This window comes from Natronoarchaeum philippinense, from assembly GCF_900215575.1.
Lineage (GTDB): Archaea > Halobacteriota > Halobacteria > Halobacteriales > Natronoarchaeaceae > Natronoarchaeum > Natronoarchaeum philippinense.
The window spans coordinates 327,659-349,095 of the sequence record NZ_OBEJ01000001.1; the positions used below are offsets into that span (position 1 = coordinate 327,659).

At 62.2% G+C, this 21,437-nt stretch carries 23 protein-coding genes and 1 pseudogene; 8 read left to right on the plus strand and 16 right to left on the minus strand.

All coding sequences use genetic code 11. The features are described from left to right. Nucleotides 1–252: 252 nt before the first annotated feature. The gene (locus CRO01_RS01625; protein ID WP_097007377.1) at nt 253–729 is read right to left on the minus strand and encodes an SHOCT domain-containing protein; all 477 of its coding nucleotides are present in this window, start codon (nt 727–729) and stop codon (nt 253–255) included. A 138-nt stretch (nt 730–867) separates the two neighbouring features. Here CRO01_RS01625 and CRO01_RS01630 point away from each other — a divergent pair, with 138 nt between their 5' ends. Both CRO01_RS01630 and CRO01_RS01635 read left to right on the plus strand, forming a co-directional pair. Continuing rightward, complete coding sequence (locus CRO01_RS01630; protein ID WP_097007378.1) at nt 868–1,176, plus strand: thioredoxin family protein; 309 nt, start codon at nt 868–870, stop codon at nt 1,174–1,176. Between the two features lie 25 nt (nt 1,177–1,201). Next, a complete protein-coding gene (locus CRO01_RS01635) occupies nt 1,202–1,933 on the plus strand; it encodes a plastocyanin/azurin family copper-binding protein (RefSeq protein ID WP_097007379.1) in 732 nt (243 codons plus the stop codon). Nucleotides 1,934–2,186: 253 nt separating this feature from the next. Here the strand turns inward: CRO01_RS01635 and CRO01_RS01640 are convergent, their stop codons facing one another. The 9 genes and pseudogenes from CRO01_RS01640 to CRO01_RS01680 form a co-directional block, all read right to left on the minus strand. Beyond that, on the minus strand, nt 2,187–3,206 hold the full coding sequence (locus CRO01_RS01640) for an SDR family oxidoreductase (RefSeq protein ID WP_097007380.1): 1,020 nt from the start codon (nt 3,204–3,206) through the stop codon (nt 2,187–2,189). Between the two features lie 6 nt (nt 3,207–3,212). Next, nucleotides 3,213–4,556: a vitamin K epoxide reductase family protein gene (locus tag CRO01_RS01645; protein ID WP_218839109.1), complete on the minus strand. Its 1,344-nt coding sequence runs from the start codon at nt 4,554–4,556 to the stop codon at nt 3,213–3,215. Further along, nucleotides 4,549–6,501: pseudogene (locus tag CRO01_RS01650) on the minus strand (glycoside hydrolase family 15 protein). The gene CRO01_RS01645 and the pseudogene CRO01_RS01650 overlap by 8 nt, the downstream one beginning before the upstream one ends. Before the next feature lie 170 nt (nt 6,502–6,671). Next, nucleotides 6,672–8,957: a copper-translocating P-type ATPase gene (locus tag CRO01_RS01655; protein ID WP_097007381.1), complete on the minus strand. Its 2,286-nt coding sequence runs from the start codon at nt 8,955–8,957 to the stop codon at nt 6,672–6,674. Nucleotides 8,958–9,109: 152 nt separating this feature from the next. After that, nucleotides 9,110–9,307 (minus strand): CopZ family metallochaperone, encoded by a 198-nt coding sequence (locus CRO01_RS01660; protein ID WP_097007382.1) that lies wholly within the window; start codon nt 9,305–9,307, stop codon nt 9,110–9,112. Between the two features lie 115 nt (nt 9,308–9,422). Next, nucleotides 9,423–9,776 (minus strand): SHOCT domain-containing protein, encoded by a 354-nt coding sequence (locus tag CRO01_RS01665; protein ID WP_097007383.1) that lies wholly within the window; start codon nt 9,774–9,776, stop codon nt 9,423–9,425. Between the two features lie 6 nt (nt 9,777–9,782). Beyond that, nucleotides 9,783–10,199 (minus strand): DUF302 domain-containing protein, encoded by a 417-nt coding sequence (locus tag CRO01_RS01670; RefSeq protein ID WP_097007384.1) that lies wholly within the window; start codon nt 10,197–10,199, stop codon nt 9,783–9,785. A gap of 95 nt (nt 10,200–10,294) precedes the next feature. After that, a complete protein-coding gene (locus CRO01_RS01675; protein ID WP_097007385.1) occupies nt 10,295–10,645 on the minus strand; it encodes an SHOCT domain-containing protein in 351 nt (116 codons plus the stop codon). Between the two features lie 57 nt (nt 10,646–10,702). Beyond that, nucleotides 10,703–11,005: a hypothetical protein gene (locus tag CRO01_RS01680; protein WP_097007386.1), complete on the minus strand. Its 303-nt coding sequence runs from the start codon at nt 11,003–11,005 to the stop codon at nt 10,703–10,705. A 113-nt stretch (nt 11,006–11,118) separates the two neighbouring features. On the opposite strand from CRO01_RS01680, the gene CRO01_RS16980 reads away from it, so the two are divergent. Further along, the gene (locus CRO01_RS16980) at nt 11,119–11,253 is read left to right on the plus strand and encodes a hypothetical protein (protein WP_259370004.1); all 135 of its coding nucleotides are present in this window, start codon (nt 11,119–11,121) and stop codon (nt 11,251–11,253) included. Between the two features lie 118 nt (nt 11,254–11,371). On the opposite strand, the gene CRO01_RS01685 is transcribed toward CRO01_RS16980, so the two are convergent. After that, nucleotides 11,372–11,962 (minus strand): DUF7343 domain-containing protein, encoded by a 591-nt coding sequence (locus CRO01_RS01685; protein ID WP_097008297.1) that lies wholly within the window; start codon nt 11,960–11,962, stop codon nt 11,372–11,374. 132 nt (nt 11,963–12,094) lie between these two features. Further along, nucleotides 12,095–13,498, minus strand: coding sequence for a permease (locus CRO01_RS01690; protein ID WP_097008298.1), 1,404 nt, complete (start codon nt 13,496–13,498; stop codon nt 12,095–12,097). A gap of 178 nt (nt 13,499–13,676) precedes the next feature. Between CRO01_RS01690 and CRO01_RS01695 the strand changes: the two genes are divergently transcribed. From CRO01_RS01695 to CRO01_RS01705, 3 genes are all read left to right on the plus strand, one after another. Continuing rightward, nucleotides 13,677–14,060, plus strand: coding sequence for an SHOCT domain-containing protein (locus tag CRO01_RS01695; RefSeq protein ID WP_097007387.1), 384 nt, complete (start codon nt 13,677–13,679; stop codon nt 14,058–14,060). Nucleotides 14,061–14,063: 3 nt separating this feature from the next. After that, nucleotides 14,064–14,708 carry a hypothetical protein gene (locus tag CRO01_RS01700; protein ID WP_097007388.1) on the plus strand — a complete coding sequence of 215 codons (645 nt, stop codon included), beginning with the start codon at nt 14,064–14,066 and terminating at the stop codon, nt 14,706–14,708. 153 nt (nt 14,709–14,861) lie between these two features. Beyond that, complete coding sequence (locus CRO01_RS01705; protein WP_097007389.1) at nt 14,862–16,328, plus strand: amidohydrolase family protein; 1,467 nt, start codon at nt 14,862–14,864, stop codon at nt 16,326–16,328. A gap of 295 nt (nt 16,329–16,623) precedes the next feature. Here CRO01_RS01705 and CRO01_RS01710 read toward each other — a convergent pair whose 3' ends face one another. From CRO01_RS01710 to CRO01_RS01720, 3 genes are all read right to left on the minus strand, one after another. Next, nucleotides 16,624–17,634: a tyrosine-type recombinase/integrase gene (locus CRO01_RS01710; RefSeq protein ID WP_097007390.1), complete on the minus strand. Its 1,011-nt coding sequence runs from the start codon at nt 17,632–17,634 to the stop codon at nt 16,624–16,626. A gap of 322 nt (nt 17,635–17,956) precedes the next feature. Then, on the minus strand, nt 17,957–18,883 hold the full coding sequence (locus CRO01_RS16870; RefSeq protein WP_245838483.1) for a hypothetical protein: 927 nt from the start codon (nt 18,881–18,883) through the stop codon (nt 17,957–17,959). Beyond that, the gene (locus tag CRO01_RS01720; RefSeq protein ID WP_097007391.1) at nt 18,880–19,119 is read right to left on the minus strand and encodes a hypothetical protein; all 240 of its coding nucleotides are present in this window, start codon (nt 19,117–19,119) and stop codon (nt 18,880–18,882) included. The genes CRO01_RS16870 and CRO01_RS01720 overlap by 4 nt, the downstream gene beginning before the upstream one ends. A 274-nt stretch (nt 19,120–19,393) precedes the next feature. Here CRO01_RS01720 and CRO01_RS16440 point away from each other — a divergent pair, with 274 nt between their 5' ends. Both CRO01_RS16440 and CRO01_RS01725 read left to right on the plus strand, forming a co-directional pair. Next, complete coding sequence (locus CRO01_RS16440; protein WP_179747367.1) at nt 19,394–19,534, plus strand: DUF7557 family protein; 141 nt, start codon at nt 19,394–19,396, stop codon at nt 19,532–19,534. A 72-nt stretch (nt 19,535–19,606) separates the two neighbouring features. Continuing rightward, a complete protein-coding gene (locus CRO01_RS01725; protein WP_097007392.1) occupies nt 19,607–20,035 on the plus strand; it encodes a universal stress protein in 429 nt (142 codons plus the stop codon). A gap of 30 nt (nt 20,036–20,065) precedes the next feature. Here CRO01_RS01725 and CRO01_RS01730 read toward each other — a convergent pair whose 3' ends face one another. Then, on the minus strand, nt 20,066–21,433 hold the full coding sequence (locus tag CRO01_RS01730) for a nicotinate phosphoribosyltransferase (RefSeq protein ID WP_097007393.1): 1,368 nt from the start codon (nt 21,431–21,433) through the stop codon (nt 20,066–20,068). Nucleotides 21,434–21,437: the final 4 nt, after the last annotated feature.

A 21,437-nucleotide genomic window follows, 5' to 3' on the forward strand; every position in this document is an offset into this window, starting at 1 on the left:
CGTTGGCAGCTAAACTGTGACTCTCGTCAGCTTCGTCGTGACCACTATGGTCCTCCTGCTGTCCGATTGCTCTCCGTCTCCAGGCGCCTCACTGTGATCGTCCATATGCGATCCCCTCATGAGTGGGATACGCTTCCCGTGGTGAAAGTGTGAGGTCCGTTCGGTTGACGAGGATACCGCCTCGCCGATCTGTCTGGGAATGCCCAGAGCCCAGACGACGGACGAGTTGCTCTCTGCTCTGATCGCCAGCGATCAGTGTCGACTGCGACGACGCATTCCGCGTCGACGGCATCCGTGCCGATCAGAGTGCGTGTGACCGGTGGATTCGGGCGCTTGCTGGGCAGCGTTCGTCGTGTCGGCATCAACGGGGTCGTCCGACGGTCCGGGTTCGCCACCGATCTGGTCCTCCACGTGGGCGACCGAATCGGTCTCCAGCAGGGTCTCCAGTCGCCGCTCGAACTCCGCGTCGTCGATCTCTCCGACCGCGTACTGGCGTTTGAGCGTTTCCAACGCAGCGTTCTCGTCCGTTGAGCTGGCATCAATGCTCTCAGGACGGTCGTCCGTGTCCCGTTTGGCCAGGACCCACGCCGTACCAGCACCGACGAGCAGTGCTGGAAGGAGCCAGTTCCAGGGGATCGCTGATCCTGCCGCGACGAGACCGGCACCAACCGCCACCAGGCCGACGATCCAGACTCGTCCCGTCGATAGATCCAATATTGATCTACTCATACATTACTAGTAGTACCCCAAACTCAAAAGCTCTTGCTTAGACAGGAACTATGCCCTAATACTCCTCGAACCTTCGACTCCTTTGTCCCGCAGCTGTTAGGGGAAATGTGCTTAAGTGACAATACCATAGCATTGGGTGTGACTGAAGTCATCCTCTTCGCGCAGGAAACCTGTGGAGCATGCGCGACGCAACGAGAGAAAAATAACGGCATCGAGGACGAGTATCCGGACGTCGAGTTTCGGGAGATCGACATCCGGGAAGAGATGGACACGGCTGAGGAGTACGGCGTCCGGAAGACGCCCACGACGCTCGTCTATGCCAACGGTGAGCGGACAGCCGAGTTCATCGGGATCGTCGGCCGGGACGAATTGGAGTCGGCTATCAAGGACGCGAACCAGCAGTCATCCAGTTTCGTCGGGCGCTTCGTCGACGCCGTACGTGAGTAACTGACTCCGAACTCCATTCCACAGCATGACACACAACAGACGACAGTTCCTGGGGGCACTCGGCGCCGGTGCAGTCGCCAGCGCGGGGCCCACCCAACAAGCGACAGCACAGGAGACGCCCGTCGTCGAGATGGGGAACAACTACTTCGATCCGATCGGCTTGCACGTCGAGCCCGGCACCACCGTTCGCTTCGAGATCGCGGCCGGGTCGCACTCGGCGACGGCCTATTCGAATCGCATTCCCTCCGACGCGACTGCATTCGATAGCGGCACCATCTCGGAGGGTAGCTTCGAGTACACGTTTGAAGCACCGGGCACGTACGACTACTACTGCATCCCGCACAAGTCGGTCGGGATGGTCGGTCGCGTCGTCGTCGGTCGCCCTGGTGGGCCGGCCGAGGACAGTCAGATTCCGGACGGCGACGTACCCGAGAGCGACGACATCGTCGAGCAGGGATCGATCCCCTACGAGACGTTCGCCGATGGCGACGGGAGTACCGCCGGTGGACCGATGGGACACGGAATGGGATCGGGACCAATGGGCGGTTGGGGTGGCGGCCCGCTCGGCGGACTACCATTCGTAGGCGGTTCACTCGCCGTGCTCGGTGGCGTCCTCTACTGGGCGCTCGGTAGTCGCCACGACGGGTCGAAGTCTGACGACGCCGCGATAGAAACGCTCGACGCTCGCTACGCTCGCGGTGAACTCGATGAAGAGGAGTACCGCCGCCGACGGACCCAGCTAGAGGACGACAAATAGTCTCTTTCGAACACGAACGGCACGCTTGTGCTTCAGCAGTGTCTCAACCAGGTACCGTTCGTCCGGGTAATAGCTTTCAAGGACGAGAGCGTGAACAGACCCAACGCGCATCATCGTGTATCCCGTGAGCGCGATTGTGGCGTAGTGGTACTTCTCGAGGCCAGCGAGCCCAGTCTCGTCCGCGTTGCTATCGCGTTTCTGGAGACGGCGCGGTGGTACTACTACGTGAGTGGGGAACAGCGAGCAGTTGATCTTACCTTTTTTCGCGGTTTCGGAACATCAGCGCAGCCAGCAGCGCGATCCCGGCGCCGATCAGTGCCGCCCCGAGTTCCACCGGATGGGTGAACGCCCAGAGCTGGAGGCTGCGCTCGCGCGCGCAGTCGTCGAACCGGCCGTGCGCGCCGTGGTCCGTCTCGTCGTCGACCGGCTCCCAGAGGTTGTGCGCCCGGTCGGGATCGCTCGGTTCGTCGGTCATCTGGGAGCTCCACCCCTCCGAGGCCAGTTTCCGGTCGAGGCGCCGCGGTATCACGCGGTTCCCCAGGATCGCCTTGACCGTCGAGCGGCCGACCCACAGCTCGCTGCGATCGTTCCGGACCGCCCAGACGATCGCCTCGGCGGCGACCTCGGGCTGATAGATCGGCGGCACGGGCTGGGGCGCCTTCGGCAGGCGACTTTTCACCCAGTCGAACTGGGGCGTGTTGAGCGCCGGCATCTGGACCATCGTGAGCTGGACGTCGCTGTCCTGGTGGATGAGCTCGCTGCGGACCGACTCGGTGAACCCCTGGATCGCGTGCTTGGCACCGCAATAGGCCGATTGGAGCGGAATGCCGCGGTAGGCGAGCGCCGAGCCGACCTGCACGATCACCCCTTCATCCATCCGGTCGAGCGCGACCTCGGTGCCGTACACGAACCCGAGGTAGGTTACTTCGGTCACGCGCCGGTACTCCTCGTGGTCCATCTCGGTCGCGGGCGAGAACACCGACGTCATGGCGGCGTTCACCCAGACGTCGATCCGCCCGAGCTCGTCCTCGACGGCGTCTGCCGCGTCCTCAATCTTCTCAGCGTCGGCGACGTCGGTCGGCACCGCCAGCGCCTCGCCGCCGGCGTCCTCGACGTCCTCCCGGGCGCCGTCGAGGCCGGCCTCCCCGCGCGCGAGGAGGCCGACCTGCGCTCCCCGCTCGGCGAACGCGCGGGCCGTCGCCCGGCCGACACCAGCCGACGCGCCCGTGACCACGACGACCGCAGAATCGTCCGTATCAGTTGTTTCAGGCATTGTATCTCACACGATGTACTCCTGCCAGAACCCGTACTGATCGCGGATCTGGCCCCGCGGGACGCTCAGGAGGATCAACAGCACGCCCGCGACGACGCCGCTCCACGTCGCGAGCGTCGGCGCGCCGAACAGCCACGGCGCGACCGCGATCCACGCGCCGAGCGGGACGTTGACGAACCGCGCTGCCCTCGCCGGCTCGCCCGTCGCGATCACCGCGATCGAGACGACGAGCGCGCCGGCGAGGTGGCTACTGTCGGCAAGCAGCCCGCCGGTTCCGAACACCGTCGGCGAGAGCATCAGCCAGAAGCCGATCGCCATCGAGGCGATCAGGTACCACGGGATAGAGACCCCCCAGAACATCCCCGCAGGTCGGTCCCGCTCGGATCGGGTGTCCCCGTTCAGGCCGGCGTCCTCCTCGGAGAGGTGCCCGCCCATCCAGAAGGCGTGCCACAGCGATGCGCCCTCGTCGGTCCGCCGGTCAAGCAACTGGACCATCGCGGCGACCTCGTCGACGGTCAGCGAGATCATCCAGAGCATCCCGAATGCCGACAGGAGACAGAGCGTGCACCAGGTCCCGACAAGCACCGGCTGGGTGATGACCAATAGCACCTGAACGAACCCCAGCGGGATCACGACGATGCCGAAGAAGGTCACCATCCACGGCATCGTCCGCCAGCGGCTCTTGTCGCCCATAAAGCCCATCAACGCCTCAATCGCGTACGCGACGGCGCCCAGGCCGGCGTCCGAGACGGGAAACGCCTTCGACACCCGCGAGTCGAGAATCTGGACGGTCCCGTCGCCGAAGAAGGGATCCCAGACGTGGTTGATGTAGCCGAGCTGGTAGGCCGCCATGTACTGCGAGGCGAAGAAGCCGAACATGCCCAGCGCGATCAGCGGAAACCGCTGGGCCGCCGTCGAGGGGTTGTACGACCACCCCGATGGCACCGTCGCGCCGTCCATCTCCATGCGCATCATGATAATGACCGAGAACATTATGACCAAGATGCCAACGAGCGTGTCATTGAGGTACGCGGCCGCCGTCGGCGCATGGAACACCAGCGGCGCCAGCAGCAGCCAGACGCCGACGCCGCCGCTGGCGTACGACGCCCACGGGTTCTTTCGCCAGATCGTCACGACGCCGAGCGCGACGAGCACCAGTCCCGTCACGACGTCACTCCACGTCATCAGCGCGCTCTCGTACCCGTGAGCGTTCGGGCTAAAGACGAGCCAGATGCCCAGCGAGATGATGCCGTACTGAATCCACAGCTCCTTCAGCGGGTGGTTCAGCATCATCTCACCGGGTTCTTGCATGCCTCCGCCGTCGTCCTGATTCTGAGTGCTGTCAGCCATCCTGGTCCTCCGGTCGTGAAGTTCCTGCGTTGTCGAGCGCGAGCGCGCCGTTGATCAGCCCGATCTGGCTGAACGCCTGCGGGAAGTTCCCCAGCAGTTCGCCCGTCTCGCGGTCGATCTCCTCCGAGAGCAGGCCGAGCGGGCTGACGAACTCGCAGACGTCCTCGAACAGGTCGCGGGCCTCGCCCTCGCGGCCCGCCAGCGCGAGCGCGTTGACCAGCCAGAACGAGCAGACCACGAACGCGCCCTCCTCGCCGGGGAGCCCGTCATCGTCCTCGAAGCGGTTGACCAGCCCCTCGTCAGTCGTCAGCCGGTCGCGGACGGCGTCGATCGTCCCCCGTACCCGCTCATCATCGGCCGGGAGGAATCCGACCATTGGGACGCGCAGCGCCGCCGCGTCGAGTTGATCGTCGGCCTCGAACGAGCGGACGAAGCTGTCGAGCTCGTCGCTATACCCCTTCTCGAGAATGGTCTTCTTGATCTCCCCACGAACGTCGCGCCAGCGCTTGACGGGCCCCTCGTAGTCGGTCTCGTTGACGATCCGAAGCGCTCGGTCGATCGCTGCCCAGCACATCACCTTCGAGTAGACGAAGTTCTGCGGATCGTCGCGGACCTCCCAGATCCCGACATCAGGCTCCTCCCACGCCCCGCAAACGTAGTCGACTATGTCCCGGATCGCCGCCCAGGTGCGGTCGGTGATCTCGGCACCGTAGCGCATCGTCTCGTGGACGCCGACGATCAGCTCGCCGTACACGTCGAGCTGGCGCTGCTCATGGGCGGCGTTGCCGACCCGGACCGGCGCCGAGTCCCGATAGCCCGAGAGGTGATCAAGCGTCCGCTCGGGCAGGTCGTCGTCGCCGTGGAGCCCGTAGACAGGCTGAATGTCAGTCGGCGGGCCCCGCGAGCAGTGCGAGAGACAGAGCTCGAAGTATTCCTTCGCCTCCTCGACGTGGCCGAGTTCGCCCAGCGCCTAGACGGTAAAGGCCGAGTCGCGGATCCAGTTGTACCGGTAGTCCCAGTTCCGGACGCCGCCGACGTCCTCGGGCAGCGAGGTCGTCGGCGCGGCACAGATCGCACCGGTGTCGTCATGGATCAGTAGCTTCAGTGCTAGCGCCGACCGGACCGCCAGATCGTGGTGTGCCCTAGCGACGGGACACGTCTCCCTGGCCGAACACTCGTGGGCCCAGTCTCGCCAGTACGCGACGACGTCGTCGAGTATCCGCTGGTGTTCGTCTGGTTGCACCGGGATTTCGCGGTCGTATCCAAGAACGAGCCAGCGCGTCTCGTCCGCCTCGAGTGTCAGCGAGGTGCCAGCGCAACCCTTGTCGACGCCGAACTCGACCGGACTCGTGAGAAACGCCGCCTCGCCGTCTCCCCGGGCGACGACGCCGTGGTTCGATCTCTCGACATCCGGCTCGGTCTGCGCGTAGTCGAATCGCGGCTCGAACAGGATGTCCAGTTCAACCGGACCGACCTCGCAGTCGACCTTTCGGTACAGCACCCGGTGGGCGTTCTCGGCGCCGTCGATCGCCTCCGGTACGGGCATGAAGTCGGTCATGGTCGCTCGGCCGGACGCCGTCTCGAAGCGTGTCCGCAGGATATTCGTCCGATCGAGGTACCGCTGGCTCGTCTCGAACGAACGGCTCGGACTGACGGAGAATCGCCCGCCGCCCTCGGCGTCGAGCAGGCGAGCGAACAGGCTCGGCGACTCGACGTGCGGGAAGCAACACCAGTCGACCGCGCCGTCGCGACCGATCAGGGCGACCGTCTCCAGGTTGCCGACGACGCCGTACTCCGCGATCGGTTTGTACTCGGTGCACTCTTCGCGCTCAGTACCGGCGTCCTGCACGTTCGGTGAGGGCATGATTGGGTCGGTCGCCGTAGCGTCGACGTCGTCTCGTCGACGACGAGACCAGTGGCTGGGGAGCGGCGTCACGTGTGGCATATCACGAACCCGGTGTTCAAGCTAGGGGTGCGGGGGTCGCCCGGCGTCCGAACCAGGAGGCGCCGGAGTCGAACGCAAAAAGTACCAGTTGACGCGGCGCGGCGAGCGGTACTTGCGCGGGGAGTTCCACGTCGCGCTCCTGATGGAAGATGAACCGTGAGGCCAACGCCTCAGTCCGCTGCACTGGGATGGCCCGACGCATCGACGCCCGGGAGCGACGGGAGATCGAGATCGACCCGGCGGAGCAGCTGCGCGTTGATCGCGACGATGACCGTGCTAAGCGACATCAACAGTGCGCCGACCGCGGGCGACAGCAGGGTCCCGATCGGTGCGAGCACGCCCGCGGCCAGCGGGATGGCAAAGACGTTGTAGCCGGCGGCCCATACGATGTTCTCCTGCATCTTCCGGTAGCTCGCCCGGCTCAACTTCACGAGACGGACGACGTCCATCGGATTGTTCTGGACGAGGATCACGTCGGCCGACTGGACGGCGACGTCGGTCCCGCTCCCGATCGCGATCCCTACATCGGCTCGCGTCAGTGCAGGCGCATCATTCACTCCGTCGCCGACCATCCCCACGAGCTTCCCCTCGTCTTGAAGTTCCTGAACTTTTTTGTCTTTGTCTTCAGGAAGGACTTCCGCGAACACTGTGTCGATCTTCAGTTCATCGGCGACAGCGTTTGCGACATCTTGGGAGTCTCCGGTGAGCATCGCTACCTCGATACCGAGGTCGTGAAGCGCGTCGACAACCGCGTAGCTCTCCTCGCGGATCACGTCGGCCATTGCGAACGCGGCAACCAACTCTCTCTCGCGAACAAGATACACTACGGTCTGTGCGTTCTGGCCGGCTTCGTCGGCGAAGCGCTGGAGATGGTTGGGGACCTCGCTATCGAGTTGGGTCAACAAATTCGGCCCGCCGACGTACACCTCGTTCCCGTCAACACTCGCTCGGACGCCCCTTCCCTTGATAGCCTCGAAATCGGCCGCATCAGGAGCAGTGAGGTCACGCTGTTCAGCGGCCTCGCGGATGGCCCGCGCAATCATGTGTTCTGAATCGCTTTCGACAGCCGCAGCCAGCGCGAGTGCCTCGTCTTCGGCGACGCCGTCAACGGTCACCATGTCGACGACGCCGTGCTCGCCTTCGGTGAGCGTCCCCGTCTTGTCGAAGATGATGGCGTCCAGGTTCCGTGCCTCCTCCATCGCGATCCGGTCGCGAACGAGCATCCCGTTGCGCGCCGCGAGTGACGTATTGATCGCAACAACGAGTGGGATCGCGAGCCCAAGCGCGTGCGGGCAGGCGATGACGAGGACCGTAACGACTCGTTCGATGACTGTAGCGTCGAACGATACTGCGATTGTCCACGCGATGGCTGTCACGACTGCCGCCCCGAGCGCGACGTAGAACAGCCACCCGGCCGCTCTGTCGGCCAGCACCTGCGTCTTGGACTTGCTCTGCTGGGCTTCCTCGACGAGTCGCATGATGCCCGCAAGCGTCGTCTCCTCGCCTGTCGCACCGACGCGCACGCGAAGGCTGCCGTCGCCGTTGATCGTCCCGCCGATGACCTCGTCGCCGGGTTCTTTCGAGACCGGCTTCGACTCTCCGGTGATCATTGACTCCTCGACGTCTGAATCTCCCTCTTCGACGATGCCGTCAGCAGGGACACTCGCGCCCGGCCGGACGAGCACGAGGTCGCCCTCGGAGAGCTCGCTCACCGATACTTCTTCGGTGTCGCCGTCGTTGGTGATTCGCTCGGCGGTATCGGGCATCAACTTCGCCAGTTCGTCGACCGCGCTGGAGGCCCGTCGCACCGACCGCATCTCGATCCAGTGACCGAGCAGCATGATGTCGATCAGTGTGACTAGTTCCCAGAAGAACGCCGACTGCGTCGGGAACACGACGCTCGCGAGGCTGTAGACGAACGCCACGGTGATCGCCATTGAGATCAGCGTCATCATTCCCGGCGACCGGTCTTTCAGCTCCGGCATCGCCATCTGGAGGAACGGCACCCCACCGTACGCGAAGACAATCACCGCGAATACGGGGTTGATCCATTCGCTCCCCGGGAATGCTGGGACAGAGAAACCGAGCCACGCCTGCAACGTTTCGCTGTACAGGAGGACGGGAATCGACAGGAGCGTCGAGACAAAAAAGCGCCGGCGGAACATCTGCTCGTGGCCCGCGTGCATCCCGCCATGGCCCTCACCGTGCCCCTCGTGGGAACCGGAGGCGTGACCCTCGCCGTCGTGTTCGGCGTGCGTATGGTGCTCTTGGTGAGTCGCTTCACCCTCTGCGGCTGGGTGAGTCTCTTCTGATAGTAGCCCCTGTTCTCCCCGTTGCTCGTCAGACTCGTTGACCGCTTCATCGTGGTCGCCAGATCCGTGCTGGTGGTGACTGTCGTTGTCCTGCTGGTTTTTCCCTCCGGTGGGGTTCTCACGTGTATCGTTGTGGTCGTCCATAGGTCATGCTCTCTCTTGAGATGGATTCGCTGGCTTCCTGAATGTTTGGCCCCTGAAATCGTGCATCAAGGCCTATGTGAACAAACACCGAGGAGAACAGTGGGCCGTTCACCGAGGAGCGTTCTGTGCTATCCTCAGATTGGGGGTGATCCTCAGGCGTGAGCGGTGTATCCGGCGTCTTCGATGGCCTCCACGAGGGCCGTGGCATCTGCGTCACCATCGACACTCGCCTGTTCGTTCTCCCGGTCGACAGTCGCGTCGGTCACACCGGAGACTCCCTGAAGCGCCTCTTCGACCGTCTGTTCACAGTGGCCGCACGTCATTCCCTCTACGGTGATGATTGTCGTCATACAAGAGTACGTACGTTCCCCTCTCTTTAGCGAATTTCTCCTTCGATTATGCTGCTATGGGGGCGCCCAATCCTTGAATTAGAAACATACATCTCCAATATGATTTAGAAGATGGTTACTTTGACTGTTCGAGTTTGTCCCGACGGGTTTCGAACTCTTCGTCGGTGAGTTCGCCACGGGCGTACGCAGTGCGAAGTTCCTCCATCGCGGGATTCCGCGACGACCGCGAGTCCGTCACCCGGCGGAAGACGAGGTATCCCCCACCGAGGAGGACGAGGAAGAAGACTAGCTGGACGAGCATCCCGACGAGTGGCCACCACCCGCTGGTCGTTCCGTAGCCACCCATCATTCCACCGTATCCCATCATCCCGCCGAATCCCATCCCCATCGTGAGCATGGGGAGGACGATGATCGCCCCCAAGATGAGGAGGATGAGAGTCGTGGTGTCGAGTTGGTTCGATGATGCCATCGGGTATTAGGCCTCCGAGATGGATTCGAGTTCGGTGCCAACACTCGAGAGGACGCGTTCGAACCGGTCGTGAACCTCGGTCGCAATCGAGTTGAGCGCCTCGTTGTCAGCGATACCGACGAGTTGTTGTGGGTCGACTGCGCTCACCATGACCTCACCGTCGTTGGTTTCGTAGACGATGATGTTACATGGGAGGAGCGCGCCGAGCTCGATTTCCTCGTTCAGGCCCTCGTGTGCTAGTCCCGGGTTGCACGCTCCGAGGATGCGGTACTGTCGGAATTCTTCGCCGAGCTTCTCTTCAAGTGTCGCCTGGACGTCGATGTCACAGAGGACGCCGAAGCCTTCGTTTTTGAGTGCCTTTCTGGCCGTCTCGACCACTTTGTCGAATTCACCGGCAACTGAAGTCTGTATTGTGTATTCCATGGTATATTATACCCCGTTTACGGGGTTAATGATTTGGTGCCGCAACGGCGGGCGTTGGGAGTGTGGTGACCCGGTTGGAACAGCAACTGTTCCGGTCATCCGGTACGTTCGAGCTGTTTTCGCCGTCGATCGAATTCGTCATCCGAGAGCTCACCGCGGGCGTAGCGCTCGCGGAGAACCGACAGCGACTGCTCATCGTTCCCGCCGGATCCTCGGTTGAGGATCGCATGGGCGAGGTAGAGCGGGACGGCGATGAGGAGCCCCATCCAGAGGAGCCCCCAGAATCCCATCGCTCCGCCGAAGAGCCCCCCACCGCCCATCATGCCGCCGCCGTAGCTCCCGCCACCGTGGGCAACAGCCGTTCCAGTCGCCGCGACCAGCAGCGGGACGGCGAGTATCGTGAGTCGACGAGCAGTGCGTCCGACGTGAGTGGTAAGTTGCGTCATTATCTTGGGTTTATGAGTCGTGGTGTTGGGTCGAAGCGATCGAAACGGTCAGGGTTGTCAGCAGTGGTCCTGCCCGTACATTCCGTCGTTGTAGTCGTCGTCAGCCATGTCCTGGGCCATCTCGTCGACGGTCACACCCATGTGGGACTCCATCCACTCGACGCTACTAGGACCCATGTGGTCAGTCATGTGGCCTTCCATCCAGGCCGCCCAGTCGTCCGCGGTCGCATTTCTGTCGTACGGTGGCGCATCGTCAGCAGTCGTGTTGGTGCCGTGTGCGCTGACCACGGGCGCGGCAAACGCGAATCCGACGATTGCAAGCGCCACGAGCAGCCAGCCGCCGAGTTTGAAGTTGGTCATTGTTGTTCTCCTCGGTTACTCGTAGAACCGCTTGGGAGTTATCACGATGGGTGTGAATACGCACAGAAGATCGTTCGAGAACGTGTATAGGGCGTTTTAATCGTTTTTGAGGGATGAGATCGTTCATCCACGTCAAATTCGGCGGGCTCCGAGCTCACATCCTTGCTGCTTTGGAAAGACTACAGGCGGAGCAGGCCGAGGTGGTTCACTTCGGCGTCAAGGAGGGCATGAAGACCCTGCCGAGATAGGGGCAGAGCCAGAGCACGGGACAGGCACAGGCCGCCGATTAACACGGTGCCCGATACTGCATCGGATACCTCACTGTCGGCCGATAGTCCCACTGGGCCTAGACTGCTGCCCCTGTGGCTAGTGCTCCTGATTCTGTCGCAGATCGTCGCTCGGATAGATACGGTACGTCCGCCCTTGACGTTCGCGATACAACAGACCCCGCCTCTCGAGAGCACTGACCGTCTGACTGACCTTGCTCTTCGAGAAGTTCGAGCGATCCCGTAATTCGATCTGCGTGATGCCGGGCGAGGAGACGATCGGTTCGAGAATCCGCCGTTCGTCGTCCGGCAAGAGGTCCAACACGCGAGCCTGCGGCTGAGACTCTGGATTGATGGCCTCATCTGGCTGGGTGTCAGCCGCCGGTGCTGTGCTCTCAGGGTCGGCTGGTTCCGACATCTCCTTCTGTGAGCGATCGTTTGCGTCTGTGCTGGTGAAGTCGTCGCGGACTGCGAGATACCCTCCACCGATGACCGCCGCGGCGAGAAAGGTCCAAAGGAAGTACCAGAGCGGATTCGTTCCGTGAACCGCCCCCATCGACGTGCCCATCATCGAGCCCATTTGTTCGATGGCTTGCTGTTGCTGGTACGCTTGCCAGCTGAGCGCACCACCGACGATGAAGATGGCAGCGACGAGGAGACCGACCAGCGTGTCTGATCGACGTCGATTCATCCATCCCACCTCGATTTGTCGTGATCCCAGTTCATGCGTGATAGTTTGCGAGACACCGCCGTACCAGTTGTGATTAGCCGACGCAAAACTCGAAGCCGCTTGGTCGCGATACTTGCTCTCGAGACACAGCAGTCAATGATGTTCATGACTCTGAGAGGCTCCCGTCCCTGAAACCTGTGGATGTTGATTGGCAAACTCGGAGGGGTGCTTCTCGAACGATCGCTTGCAGGTCTTCGAGCAGAAGTAGTACGTCTCGCCGTCGTGGGTGCTGCTCGGCCCGCTATCGTCGATCCGCATCCCACAGACCGGGTCACGATACTGGCCAGGTGCACCCAGCCCTCGGCGATAGACGTAGAGGAGGACTCCCGAGAGGGCGAACGCGACGAGGTTGAGGTAGAACGTGTAGTTGAGTTCGAAGTACGTCTGTTCGGTCGCCGTCTCACCACCGGCCAAATCCGGGACAATGTTGAGGGCGTCGAACAGTAGCTCCATGAGGAAGCCGGTGAACGCCATCGTGACGAAGAAGACGCCGAGGATGTACAGCATCACCTTCCAGCCGTAGTATTTCCGATAGACGTTCAACACGGGAATCGTGATGAGGTCCGCGTAGACGAACGCGATGACGCCGGCGAAGCTGATGCCGCCGCCCCAGAGTGCAACGGCGAAGGGAACGTTGCCCATACTGCCGACGAAGCTGAGGACGGCAATTGCGACACCCATGATTGCGTTCTCGGCGGTCACGAGGAGGCCATCACCCTGGATGAACAGCGTATTCCAGACCCACTGCGGGACGAAGACGATAACGAACCCGGAGATGAGGAAGCCGGCGATGACGTCCTTCCAGATCATCGACCACTCCTTGCGGTACTGGTTCCCGATCTTGTACCAGCCGCCCCACGACAGCAACTCCTCGCGCCACCCGCCACGACTGGACAGCTCCTGTCGGTAGGTCTCCATACAACCCTGCGAGCAGAACTGCAACGTCTCCCCACCGTCAGTCGTGAGGGTGAACTCGTCTTTGCCCTCCATCCCGCACGTAGGGTCCTCAGTAACACCCGCTTCGCGGTCTCGCTCGTTGAGCGTCTCCCGGACCTCGTCGAAGAGGTTCTCGGGGAGCGTGAGGTGGACGATGACCGCCATGACTGCGATGAGAATGAGACCGCCAAGCAGTTCCGCGACGAGGAACTTCCAGCCCAGCAGAATCAGAATCATCAGCCCGAGCTCGACGATGAGGTTCGTCGACGCGAACATGAACGCCAGGAAGTTCACCACGTGGGCGCCCTTCTTGAACAATCCCTTCCCGATGGCGACGGCCCCGAAACTGCACCCACTGCTCGCCGCTCCGAAGGCAGTCGCCTTCGTGAGGCCGCTCAGGTCATCATCACCTAGGACCTGGGCCATTCGCTCCTTGGAGACGTAGACTTGGACGAGACTCGTGATCGTGAGCCCCATGATGATCGCCCACGCCGCCGTCCAGAGAAATCCAACACCGATGCGGAGGGATTCGAAGATTCCCTCAATCATCGTCGTCTGCATGATTGTATCAATGTAAACATCATCTATTGCAGTTCCCGTTAACATCTCCCTCTTTAGGGAAGGCCTCAGCCATGGATTCAAAAGTTGCATGGTTGGATTGCAGAGGGTTCGAAGGCGTAATCGCATTGAACTGTGACCACGTACTTGACACTAGAGGCTGGCTCACGGAGGGACATATATGCCTGAAAATACGGAGGACACACGCTTGGTCACGATTCTCCTCATCATCGGTGCGTTTGTCATCTTCCCGATGTTCTTCATGGGCTTCGGGATGATGGGATTCGGGCCGATGATGGGCGGTATGTGGGGCGGTGGAATGTGGAGCGACGGGACGATACCGGGCTGGATGTTCATCGTTGGAATCCTGATGCAACTCCTGTTCCTCGCTGCCCTCGTGGGCGGTGGCTATCTCATCTACAGGGTTGTAACGGGCAGTGAGAGTGGCTCAGACCAGGCGCTCGAAGAACTTCGGCTCGCGTACGCTCGCGGCGAGTTGACCGACGACGAATACGAACAGCGACGAGAGGCTCTCCAACGCGACACGGAATCACGCCAGGACTGAAGGATGACGCTGACACCTGACCGCCGTTACACGACTGGCCAACCCTCGCTCCCAGCTTGGCTCGACCGATACACGACGCTGGGCCTCTATGGACTACTCGTTGGAACGGGACTCTGCTTGCTCGCATTCATCACGAATCCGGTGCCAGACCCCTCGTTCCCGTGGGCGACGCTGCCGGAGTTACTTCGACTGCCGTTCGAGCAGCCTCGGATTGAGCACTGGCCAGCAAGCTACACCATCGGTATTTGGCTGTGGATTATTGGATTTCCGTCGTTGTTCCTCGCTGGGTACAGGCGATTCGGAACGCAGACGCCATTCGGATCGACGCTGTGGCTCGCTGGTCTCCCCACGTTGGCGATGGTTGGCTGGACGACGTACTGTCGGTTCTTCTGGCCGAAACTCTATCCGCCGACGTGGAATGCCCCATCCTATACGTTCGTCTGCTGGCTGTACTGTTCCTCGTACGACGTGATCTGGAGTAACACCGCCTACGTGGTTGCCCTGTTCGGTATCGTCGCGACGATCTTTGTAGTACGACGACGAAAGGGGGCCGGGTACGTCCTTCTCGGGTTTGGGCTCCTCGCACTTCCCCTCGGACTGCCAGCTGTGTACGATGGGTACCGACGAACGACGCAAACAGTCACCTGAACTTCCACCAATGGTGCGTGATCGCCCCGGTCTAGCCGGTCACTCCAAACGAGATGCGGTTTTTCCTACTCTCGGACCGTACATAGGCTCTCAACTGGGTGAAAACGGACACCAATAATAGCAACTAGATAAATATCTGAATAGTGGGCGCAAATGACGGCTGACATCGCGATTCACGACGCATACGTTCTCACGGTCGATGACCGAAATCGGCTCTACGAACGGGGTACGGTACTCATCGAGGATGGTCGCATCACCGATGTGCGATCCTCCCGGAACGACGATGCGAACATCGCGGCCGCCCGCGTCATCGACGGCGAGGGCACACTCGTGATGCCGGGGCTGGTCAACGCCCACACTCACCTCGAGCTGACGCCGCTGATCGGCGCGTTCAGCGATCTCGACCTGATGGAGATGATGAGCGGGATGACCGCCATCTTCGGCCACATCGCCGAGGGCGAGTACGACTACCTCACCAAGGCGGGGTACGAACTTGCTGCCCTCAACTTCCTCGCCGGCGGCGTCACTACCGTCAACTCGATGGACGTCCGGCCGAGCGCGGGCGCGGAGACGTTCGGCGAGGCGGGGCTCCGCGGGTTCTTCGGGATGGCACTCTCCGACCTCTTCTGGGACGTCCCCGCCGACGAGCAGTTCGCCCGTGCCCGCAGGTTCATCGACGAGTACCACGACACGTACGACGGACGGATTCGAGCGACAATCAACCCCCACGACGACTGGTCGTGTACGCGCGAGCTGTGGGAGCGCACCGCTGATCTCGCCGCCGAGTACCCCGACCTGCTTGTTCACACCCACCTGCTCGAACTCGAGGAGAGCAACAAAATGGCGCGGTCGAACGGCGCCGAAGACTCACTCAACCTCCTCGACGACGTTGGCCTACTGGACGACCGACTGGTGGCCGCCCACTTCCGACTGGCCGACGACGAGGACATCCGACGGACTGCCGACGCGGACGCGTCGGTCGCACACTGCCCGTCCATATTCTGTTACTGGAACACGGACGGCGACGTGCAGTGGACGCCCGTACCGGAACTTCGAGAAGCGGGCATCGACGTCGGTCTCGGCATCGACGACCACTACTGGCACGATTCGTACAGTATGTTCGGTGAGGCGCGGCAGGCTCGGCTCGCTGCGAACCTCAAGCGGTCAGCCGGTCAGTACGACTCGATGGAACTGGTGCGAATGCTCACCACCGAGGGAGCAGAGGCACTCGGCGTCGGTGACGAGATCGGCAGCCTCGAACCCGGCAAGCGAGCCGACGTCATCCTACTCGACGTCGACAAGCCGAAGTTCACGCCGCTGACCAATATCCCGGCACAGATCGCCAACAACGCGGCGCCCGCAGACGTAGAAACGGTCATTGTGGACGGCGACGTGCTTATGCAGGATGGCGAAGTGAAGACGATGGATGCCGAAGCGGTGTGCAACCGCGTCAAGACCGCGGTAGACCGCTTTGAGTCGGAGACGGACTGGGAACTCGGCATTGGGGGGAGCGAACCACCAGGTGCTACGGATGTCGCCCGCGATCTGCCCAAGCGTGGCCCCGCTCAGTTGCTCGGCCGCCTCGCGTTCCAGTCGGTCAGAGACAGATTCCCGTTTTGATCCCACTGTGATTGAAGATTGTCAATAACAGCGGATACACAGACGTTGGCATTTGCGGATCTAATGATTCATTAGATTAGCAACAACCGCCTTCGTCGGGAACAGACTCCGCACTCGCGGCTATTGCGGCAGAACGCCTCGACGCCGATGACGTCGAATTCGCGTGCATCGTGACGACCGACATCGACGCCAGTGAAGGTGTTGTTTCGGCGCTCTCACGAAACGGGTTTGACGGGCGCGTTCAGTTCAAAAATGGGTTCGAGTTGATGGAGAGATTGCTTGACTCGTCGTCGCGTTACAGGTCGTCGAGGTAGTCCCTCCGCTGTTCCATCCGTTCGCGCTCTGTACGCCGGTCGTAGTGCATGTCAATCACTTCCTGACTGACGTTCGCTCTGTCACTGACGACCTTGTCGGGCATATCGTTGTTCAGACTGTGCGTGATACTTCCGCGACGAATCGCGTGGGGGCTGACCGACGACGGGCACTTCGAGAGGTGGTCGCGCTCGGTCGCTTCGCACTCGGCCGGGTTTCGATCATGCGGGCACTCTCCGTCGTAGCGACAGGGCTGTGTCCACCTGTAGACGTACACTCTGAGTGTCGATTTGCAGGGACGGCCCTGTGCAGTCGTCAAGAGAGGTTCTCGGTCACAATCGTCTTTGACGTCGCGGCGCTGGCTCTCGATCCAGTCGTCGAGGAGTTCACAGAGGTCGTCCGAGAGAGCGACGAGGCGTTCGCCGTCCCCTTGGTTCTTGATGGGCGTTTCTGTCTCAGGTCGATGCCTGACCTTCAGGTACTGTTCGTCCGGATAGTAGTCCTCAATGTCAAGGGCGTGAATAGACCCGACGCGCATCATCGTGTGCCACATGAGCGCGATCGTGACGTGCTCGATCGACGCGTAGTGGTACTTTTCGAGCTCGGCGAGCACGCTGGTGGCGCGGTCACTGTCCAGCATGACGTCGCGGGCGTTCTGCTCGGGCGTGATGTCCGGCGAGAGAACTTTCTCGCTGAGGTCCTGTTCGACGCCATCAACGGTCTCGAGCCAGCGAATGAACACGCGGAGAGTGTCCATCTGAGTTTTCTCCGAGACTGGCGAGAGGTCACCCTCGTCTCGCCGCCAGACTCGATAGCGCTGGAGCTGCCGCCCGCTAAGGTTGTTGAGGTTCTCGATGTCCTGCTGGTCGCACCAGCGGACGAAGTGACCGAGACGGTACTCGTGAGCTTCGAGCGAAGCTTCGGCAAGTTCGTTGCCCTTGTCCGCGAGGTAGAGTTCCAACGCGGTGTCGGGTTCGATTGGTTCCAGACTCATGGTTCCTGGTGGCGATCCAGAACCTATCAGGAACCTTTTACAGGGTGCGCCTCATACGGTGGAAACCGTGAGAGGGCGATGCTTTCGTCGCTCGAAAGCAAGCCTGCAGCGCCCATCCTGTTGCCGCCCGTTTTGCTACCAATACCAAACCCGACGAAGAGACTTCAGTAACCACGATTTCCGGACTTGCGGCGTTCGGGAAACGCACCCCTAACTCGGATGTGAAAATTCCCCACGAGAAAGCTACGGCCTCGCCGATGCGACGTGATTCGTCCCGTCGGGAACGCATACGGCAACGTCCGGCACCGCCAGCAAAGCGCCGTCAGGCGCTCGTGACCGTTCGATCGGGGGTCGCGGAACGAAGGGTGGCGACGGCGCGCTCGACATCGGCGGGCACGAAGATTTCCGCATCGAGATCTTTCGTAACTCCCGGGCTCACGATGCCAGCCTCGCAGATGCGGCTTGCGACGGCCGTGTCGTCCCCGTCGTACAGATCGACGACGGCATCGACCTCTGCAGCCTCGCCTTCGTTCGTGATGCGGAGTTCGACGCGCCCGAGTTGATTGTTGATCGCCTCGACATTGGTCGCGCTGCCGTCCTCGTCGTAGAACGCGACGCGGTCGAGGGTGAGGTGGTCGCTCTCGTCGCCGATGTACCGAAAGAGGCGCTCGGAAATGTCGTCGTGAATTGTCGCCCCCTCGGAGCCGTCTTCGAAGAGTGTGCCGATCGGGTTGAGGTCTGCTCGCAGGTCGCTGGCGATCGTGGCGCGGTTCCCGGTGTTCGTCTTTAGACGGAGATAGTCGGCGACGAACGGGTCGAATTCCTTCGGAAGGTCACCGTCGTACATGTTGGAGAACGCCCTGAGGTCGGCGTCGAAGTTGATCAGCGGCGGGAGAGGCGCCAGCTGTTTCCCGACGGGAACCCACGGCTTGCCACCCGTCGGACGGTCGCTGGAGTCGGTGGTACTCGGAACGACCTGCTCGAAGTAGCCGAATCGATCGAACAGTGCGCCGAACACGGCGCTGAGAGCGGTGACCGCAAGCACGCCAGCAGTGAGGAGATGTGACACCGGCGCCGGAAGGGTGAACTGGAAGAGAGCGACGAACACGCAGGTCACCATTCCGACGACGAGAAGAAACGACCCGAGGTTCGGATCTCGTCCGGTGAGGAACTCGATGCCTGCGAGGAACGTCGATCCGGTTTCGGCGTCCTGAGCCGACTGGTCCGACGGATACTCTCGGCGGCTCATGAGTCGGTCACCGCCATCACGTCCGCGTTCTTGGCGTCGGCGGCCCGTCGGAGTACTTGGACAAGGTGAGCGACCCAGAGCCCTGCCGTGAACCCGAAAAGGGTACCGACGGCCGTGATGCGGAGTGTTTCCTCGAGTGGTGCGAACGCCGCGCCGATACACAGGGCACCGAAGACAATCATGAGAGCGTACTGGACGTGAGTCTCACTGTTCACTCGACGTATCTCGTCTAGCATATTGTGTCGAAGTAGGTCTCCAAGCGCCTTAACTACGATTCTTGACATAATTACCGAATACGTACCGCGAACAGGTCAATACGCGACTTTAGCGCCGGTTACGAAGCTCAGGCGGAGGACGTCCCCGTCGTCAGGTGGGCAGCGGGTGAACGGTCATCTGGGCAGTTGGTGCAACCTCTATAGCGCCCGCGCATTTTTGGCACGGCGCAGAGCTAGCGTATCGCCCAGCCTGCACAAACGGTTATCCCCGCGGTCGCCGTCACCGCCACGTGGCATGAGCACGATCGAACTCGACGACCAGCTTGTGGCGCGTATCGAAGGGCATCTCGAAGAGGACGAGTCCATCGAGGAGTTCATCGAAGAGTTGGTCTCGATCTATGAGCAAGAGGGACGATTCCTGCAAGAGGGCGCGTAATCCGCTGTTTACGCCGTTGCAACGGGTGGGCGACCCCGTATGGGTATACGCTCGGCCGTCGTAGCCACGCCCATGCACGTGCTCGTTCCGATGGACTACTCGGAACTGTCCAAAGAGGCGCTTCGCACGGCAGTTACAGTCCACGCTGGCGCCGACATCACCGTCCTGCACGTCCTCGATTGGCACACGAGTGACCGCGGGCCGGGTGGCTGGGGTGATACGCCCGACGAGTTCGACCAGTGGCTCGAGGGCGCCAAAGAGCGGGCCGACGAACTGTTCGCGGAAGCGCGTTCGATCGCCGACGAGCACGACGCCGAGGTCGCCACCGAAACCATCGTCGGCGACGACGCGAAACAGATCGTCCGGTACGCCGAGGACCACGAGATCGACCTGATCGTCATGGGCAGCCACAGCCGCTCGTTGCCGGCCCGTATCCTGTTGGGCAGCGTTTCGGAGACTGTCGTCCGTCGGGCGCCAGTGCCAGTGACCGTCGTTCGGTGACCGCAGACCACCGCCGGCGGCCGCATCCCGTCACAGCTCCCGATCACGTAGCTCGCGCTCCGTGTCAGCCGCCAGCGCGTCGAGGCCGTCGCTGATCCGCACCTCGTAGTCGGTAGGATCCCGAACGCGGCGGGCCGAGTCGGGGAGCCTCCCGATCTCTCGACGTGTCCGCGCCCGGATCGAATCGAGGTCCGGCGCGTCGTAGACCAGCCGCCCGTCCTCGAAGATTGTCTCCAGTTGTGGAGTGCCTTCGGCGTCCTCGCCGCGGCGGGCGAGCACGTCGTGCTGGTACTCGCCATCCCGTTTGACACGGTAAAATTCCTTCTGTCCGGGGTAGGTCGCTTTGCCCGCCGAGAGCTTCATTCTCGGGGTGAGATCGCCGTCGCGCTCGACGGCGGTCAGTTTGTAGACGACGCCGCTGTCGGGGGCGTCCGTGCTGGTCGTCAGCGCTGTCCCCGGTCCGAAGGCGTCCGCGACGCCGCCGCTGTCGAAGAACTCGCGGAGGGCGTACTCGTCGATGCCCGAGGAGACGACGATGTCGGCGTCGTCGACGACCTCGTCGACCGCGACCGAGAGATCTGCGAGGTCGCCGGAGTCGAGCCGGACGCCGCCCAGCCGGACACCCCGGTCGTCCGCGACGGCGACCGCGCGCTCGGCGCCGCCCACGGTGTCGTAGGTGTCGATCAGGTAGACGGCGTCGTCGCCGTACACGTCGGCGAACGCCTCGAAGGCGGCCCGCTCGCTCTCGAAGCTCTGGACCCACGAGTGGGCCATCGTCCCGTAGGTCGGGACGCCGAAGCGCTGGCCGGCGAGGATGTTCGACGTGCCGTCGAAGCCGCCGAGATACGCCGCCCGCGCCGCCTTGAGTCCGGCGTCGACGCCGTGTGCCCGGCGCGAGCCGAAATCGACCAGCGTCTGTGCGTCGCCGTGACGCCGTACCACGTCGGCCATGCGAGCGCCCTTCGTCGCCACCAGCGTCTGATAGCCGATCTGGTTGAGCACCAGCGTCTCGAACAGTTGGGCCTGCGCGATCGGCGCCGTCACCTCCAGCAGCGGTTCGTTGGGGAACACGGGCGTCCCCTCCGGCAGGCCGCGGATCTCGCCGGTAAACTCGAACTCGTCGAGGTGGGATAGCAGCGATTCGTCGAAGCCCAGATCGGCGAGAAACGACAGCGCGTCGTCGTCGAACGTCAGCGTCTCGACGTACGCAATCACCTGCTCGAGTCCGGCGGCGATCGCGTACCCCCGGTCCGGCGGAAGATGCCGAAAGTACAGCGAGAACGTCGCGTCCGGGTTGTGATCTGATTCGAGATATCCCTGCAGCATCGAGAGCTCGTACCGATCGGTGAACAGAGCGAGATCCCGCGGCCCGACGTGACCGAACGCGGAGCGAGGCATAGTC

What these genes read in the sequence shown, in the direction of transcription:
- CRO01_RS01625 (WP_097007377.1), bottom strand. Translation starts at nt 729, where the DNA reads ATGAGTAGATCAATATTGGATCTATCGACGGGACGAGTCTGGATCGTC.
- CRO01_RS01635 (WP_097007379.1), top strand. Translation starts at nt 1,202, where the DNA reads ATGACACACAACAGACGACAGTTCCTGGGGGCACTCGGCGCCGGTGCA.
- CRO01_RS01640 (WP_097007380.1), bottom strand. Translation starts at nt 3,206, where the DNA reads ATGCCTGAAACAACTGATACGGACGATTCTGCGGTCGTCGTGGTCACG.
- CRO01_RS01645 (WP_218839109.1), bottom strand. Translation starts at nt 4,556, where the DNA reads ATGGCTGACAGCACTCAGAATCAGGACGACGGCGGAGGCATGCAAGAA.
- CRO01_RS01655 (WP_097007381.1), bottom strand. Translation starts at nt 8,957, where the DNA reads ATGGACGACCACAACGATACACGTGAGAACCCCACCGGAGGGAAAAAC.
- CRO01_RS01660 (WP_097007382.1), bottom strand. Translation starts at nt 9,307, where the DNA reads ATGACGACAATCATCACCGTAGAGGGAATGACGTGCGGCCACTGTGAA.
- CRO01_RS01665 (WP_097007383.1), bottom strand. Translation starts at nt 9,776, where the DNA reads ATGGCATCATCGAACCAACTCGACACCACGACTCTCATCCTCCTCATC.
- CRO01_RS01670 (WP_097007384.1), bottom strand. Translation starts at nt 10,199, where the DNA reads ATGGAATACACAATACAGACTTCAGTTGCCGGTGAATTCGACAAAGTG.
- CRO01_RS01675 (WP_097007385.1), bottom strand. Translation starts at nt 10,645, where the DNA reads ATGACGCAACTTACCACTCACGTCGGACGCACTGCTCGTCGACTCACG.
- CRO01_RS01680 (WP_097007386.1), bottom strand. Translation starts at nt 11,005, where the DNA reads ATGACCAACTTCAAACTCGGCGGCTGGCTGCTCGTGGCGCTTGCAATC.
- CRO01_RS16980 (WP_259370004.1), top strand. Translation starts at nt 11,119, where the DNA reads ATGAGATCGTTCATCCACGTCAAATTCGGCGGGCTCCGAGCTCACATC.
- CRO01_RS01685 (WP_097008297.1), bottom strand. Translation starts at nt 11,962, where the DNA reads ATGAATCGACGTCGATCAGACACGCTGGTCGGTCTCCTCGTCGCTGCC.
- CRO01_RS01690 (WP_097008298.1), bottom strand. Translation starts at nt 13,498, where the DNA reads ATGCAGACGACGATGATTGAGGGAATCTTCGAATCCCTCCGCATCGGT.
- CRO01_RS01695 (WP_097007387.1), top strand. Translation starts at nt 13,677, where the DNA reads ATGCCTGAAAATACGGAGGACACACGCTTGGTCACGATTCTCCTCATC.
- CRO01_RS01700 (WP_097007388.1), top strand. Translation starts at nt 14,064, where the DNA reads ATGACGCTGACACCTGACCGCCGTTACACGACTGGCCAACCCTCGCTC.
- CRO01_RS01705 (WP_097007389.1), top strand. Translation starts at nt 14,862, where the DNA reads ATGACGGCTGACATCGCGATTCACGACGCATACGTTCTCACGGTCGAT.
- CRO01_RS01710 (WP_097007390.1), bottom strand. Translation starts at nt 17,634, where the DNA reads ATGAGTCTGGAACCAATCGAACCCGACACCGCGTTGGAACTCTACCTC.
- CRO01_RS16870 (WP_245838483.1), bottom strand. Translation starts at nt 18,883, where the DNA reads ATGAGCCGCCGAGAGTATCCGTCGGACCAGTCGGCTCAGGACGCCGAA.
- CRO01_RS01720 (WP_097007391.1), bottom strand. Translation starts at nt 19,119, where the DNA reads ATGCTAGACGAGATACGTCGAGTGAACAGTGAGACTCACGTCCAGTAC.
- CRO01_RS16440 (WP_179747367.1), top strand. Translation starts at nt 19,394, where the DNA reads ATGAGCACGATCGAACTCGACGACCAGCTTGTGGCGCGTATCGAAGGG.
- CRO01_RS01725 (WP_097007392.1), top strand. Translation starts at nt 19,607, where the DNA reads ATGCACGTGCTCGTTCCGATGGACTACTCGGAACTGTCCAAAGAGGCG.
- CRO01_RS01730 (WP_097007393.1), bottom strand. Translation starts at nt 21,433, where the DNA reads ATGCCTCGCTCCGCGTTCGGTCACGTCGGGCCGCGGGATCTCGCTCTG.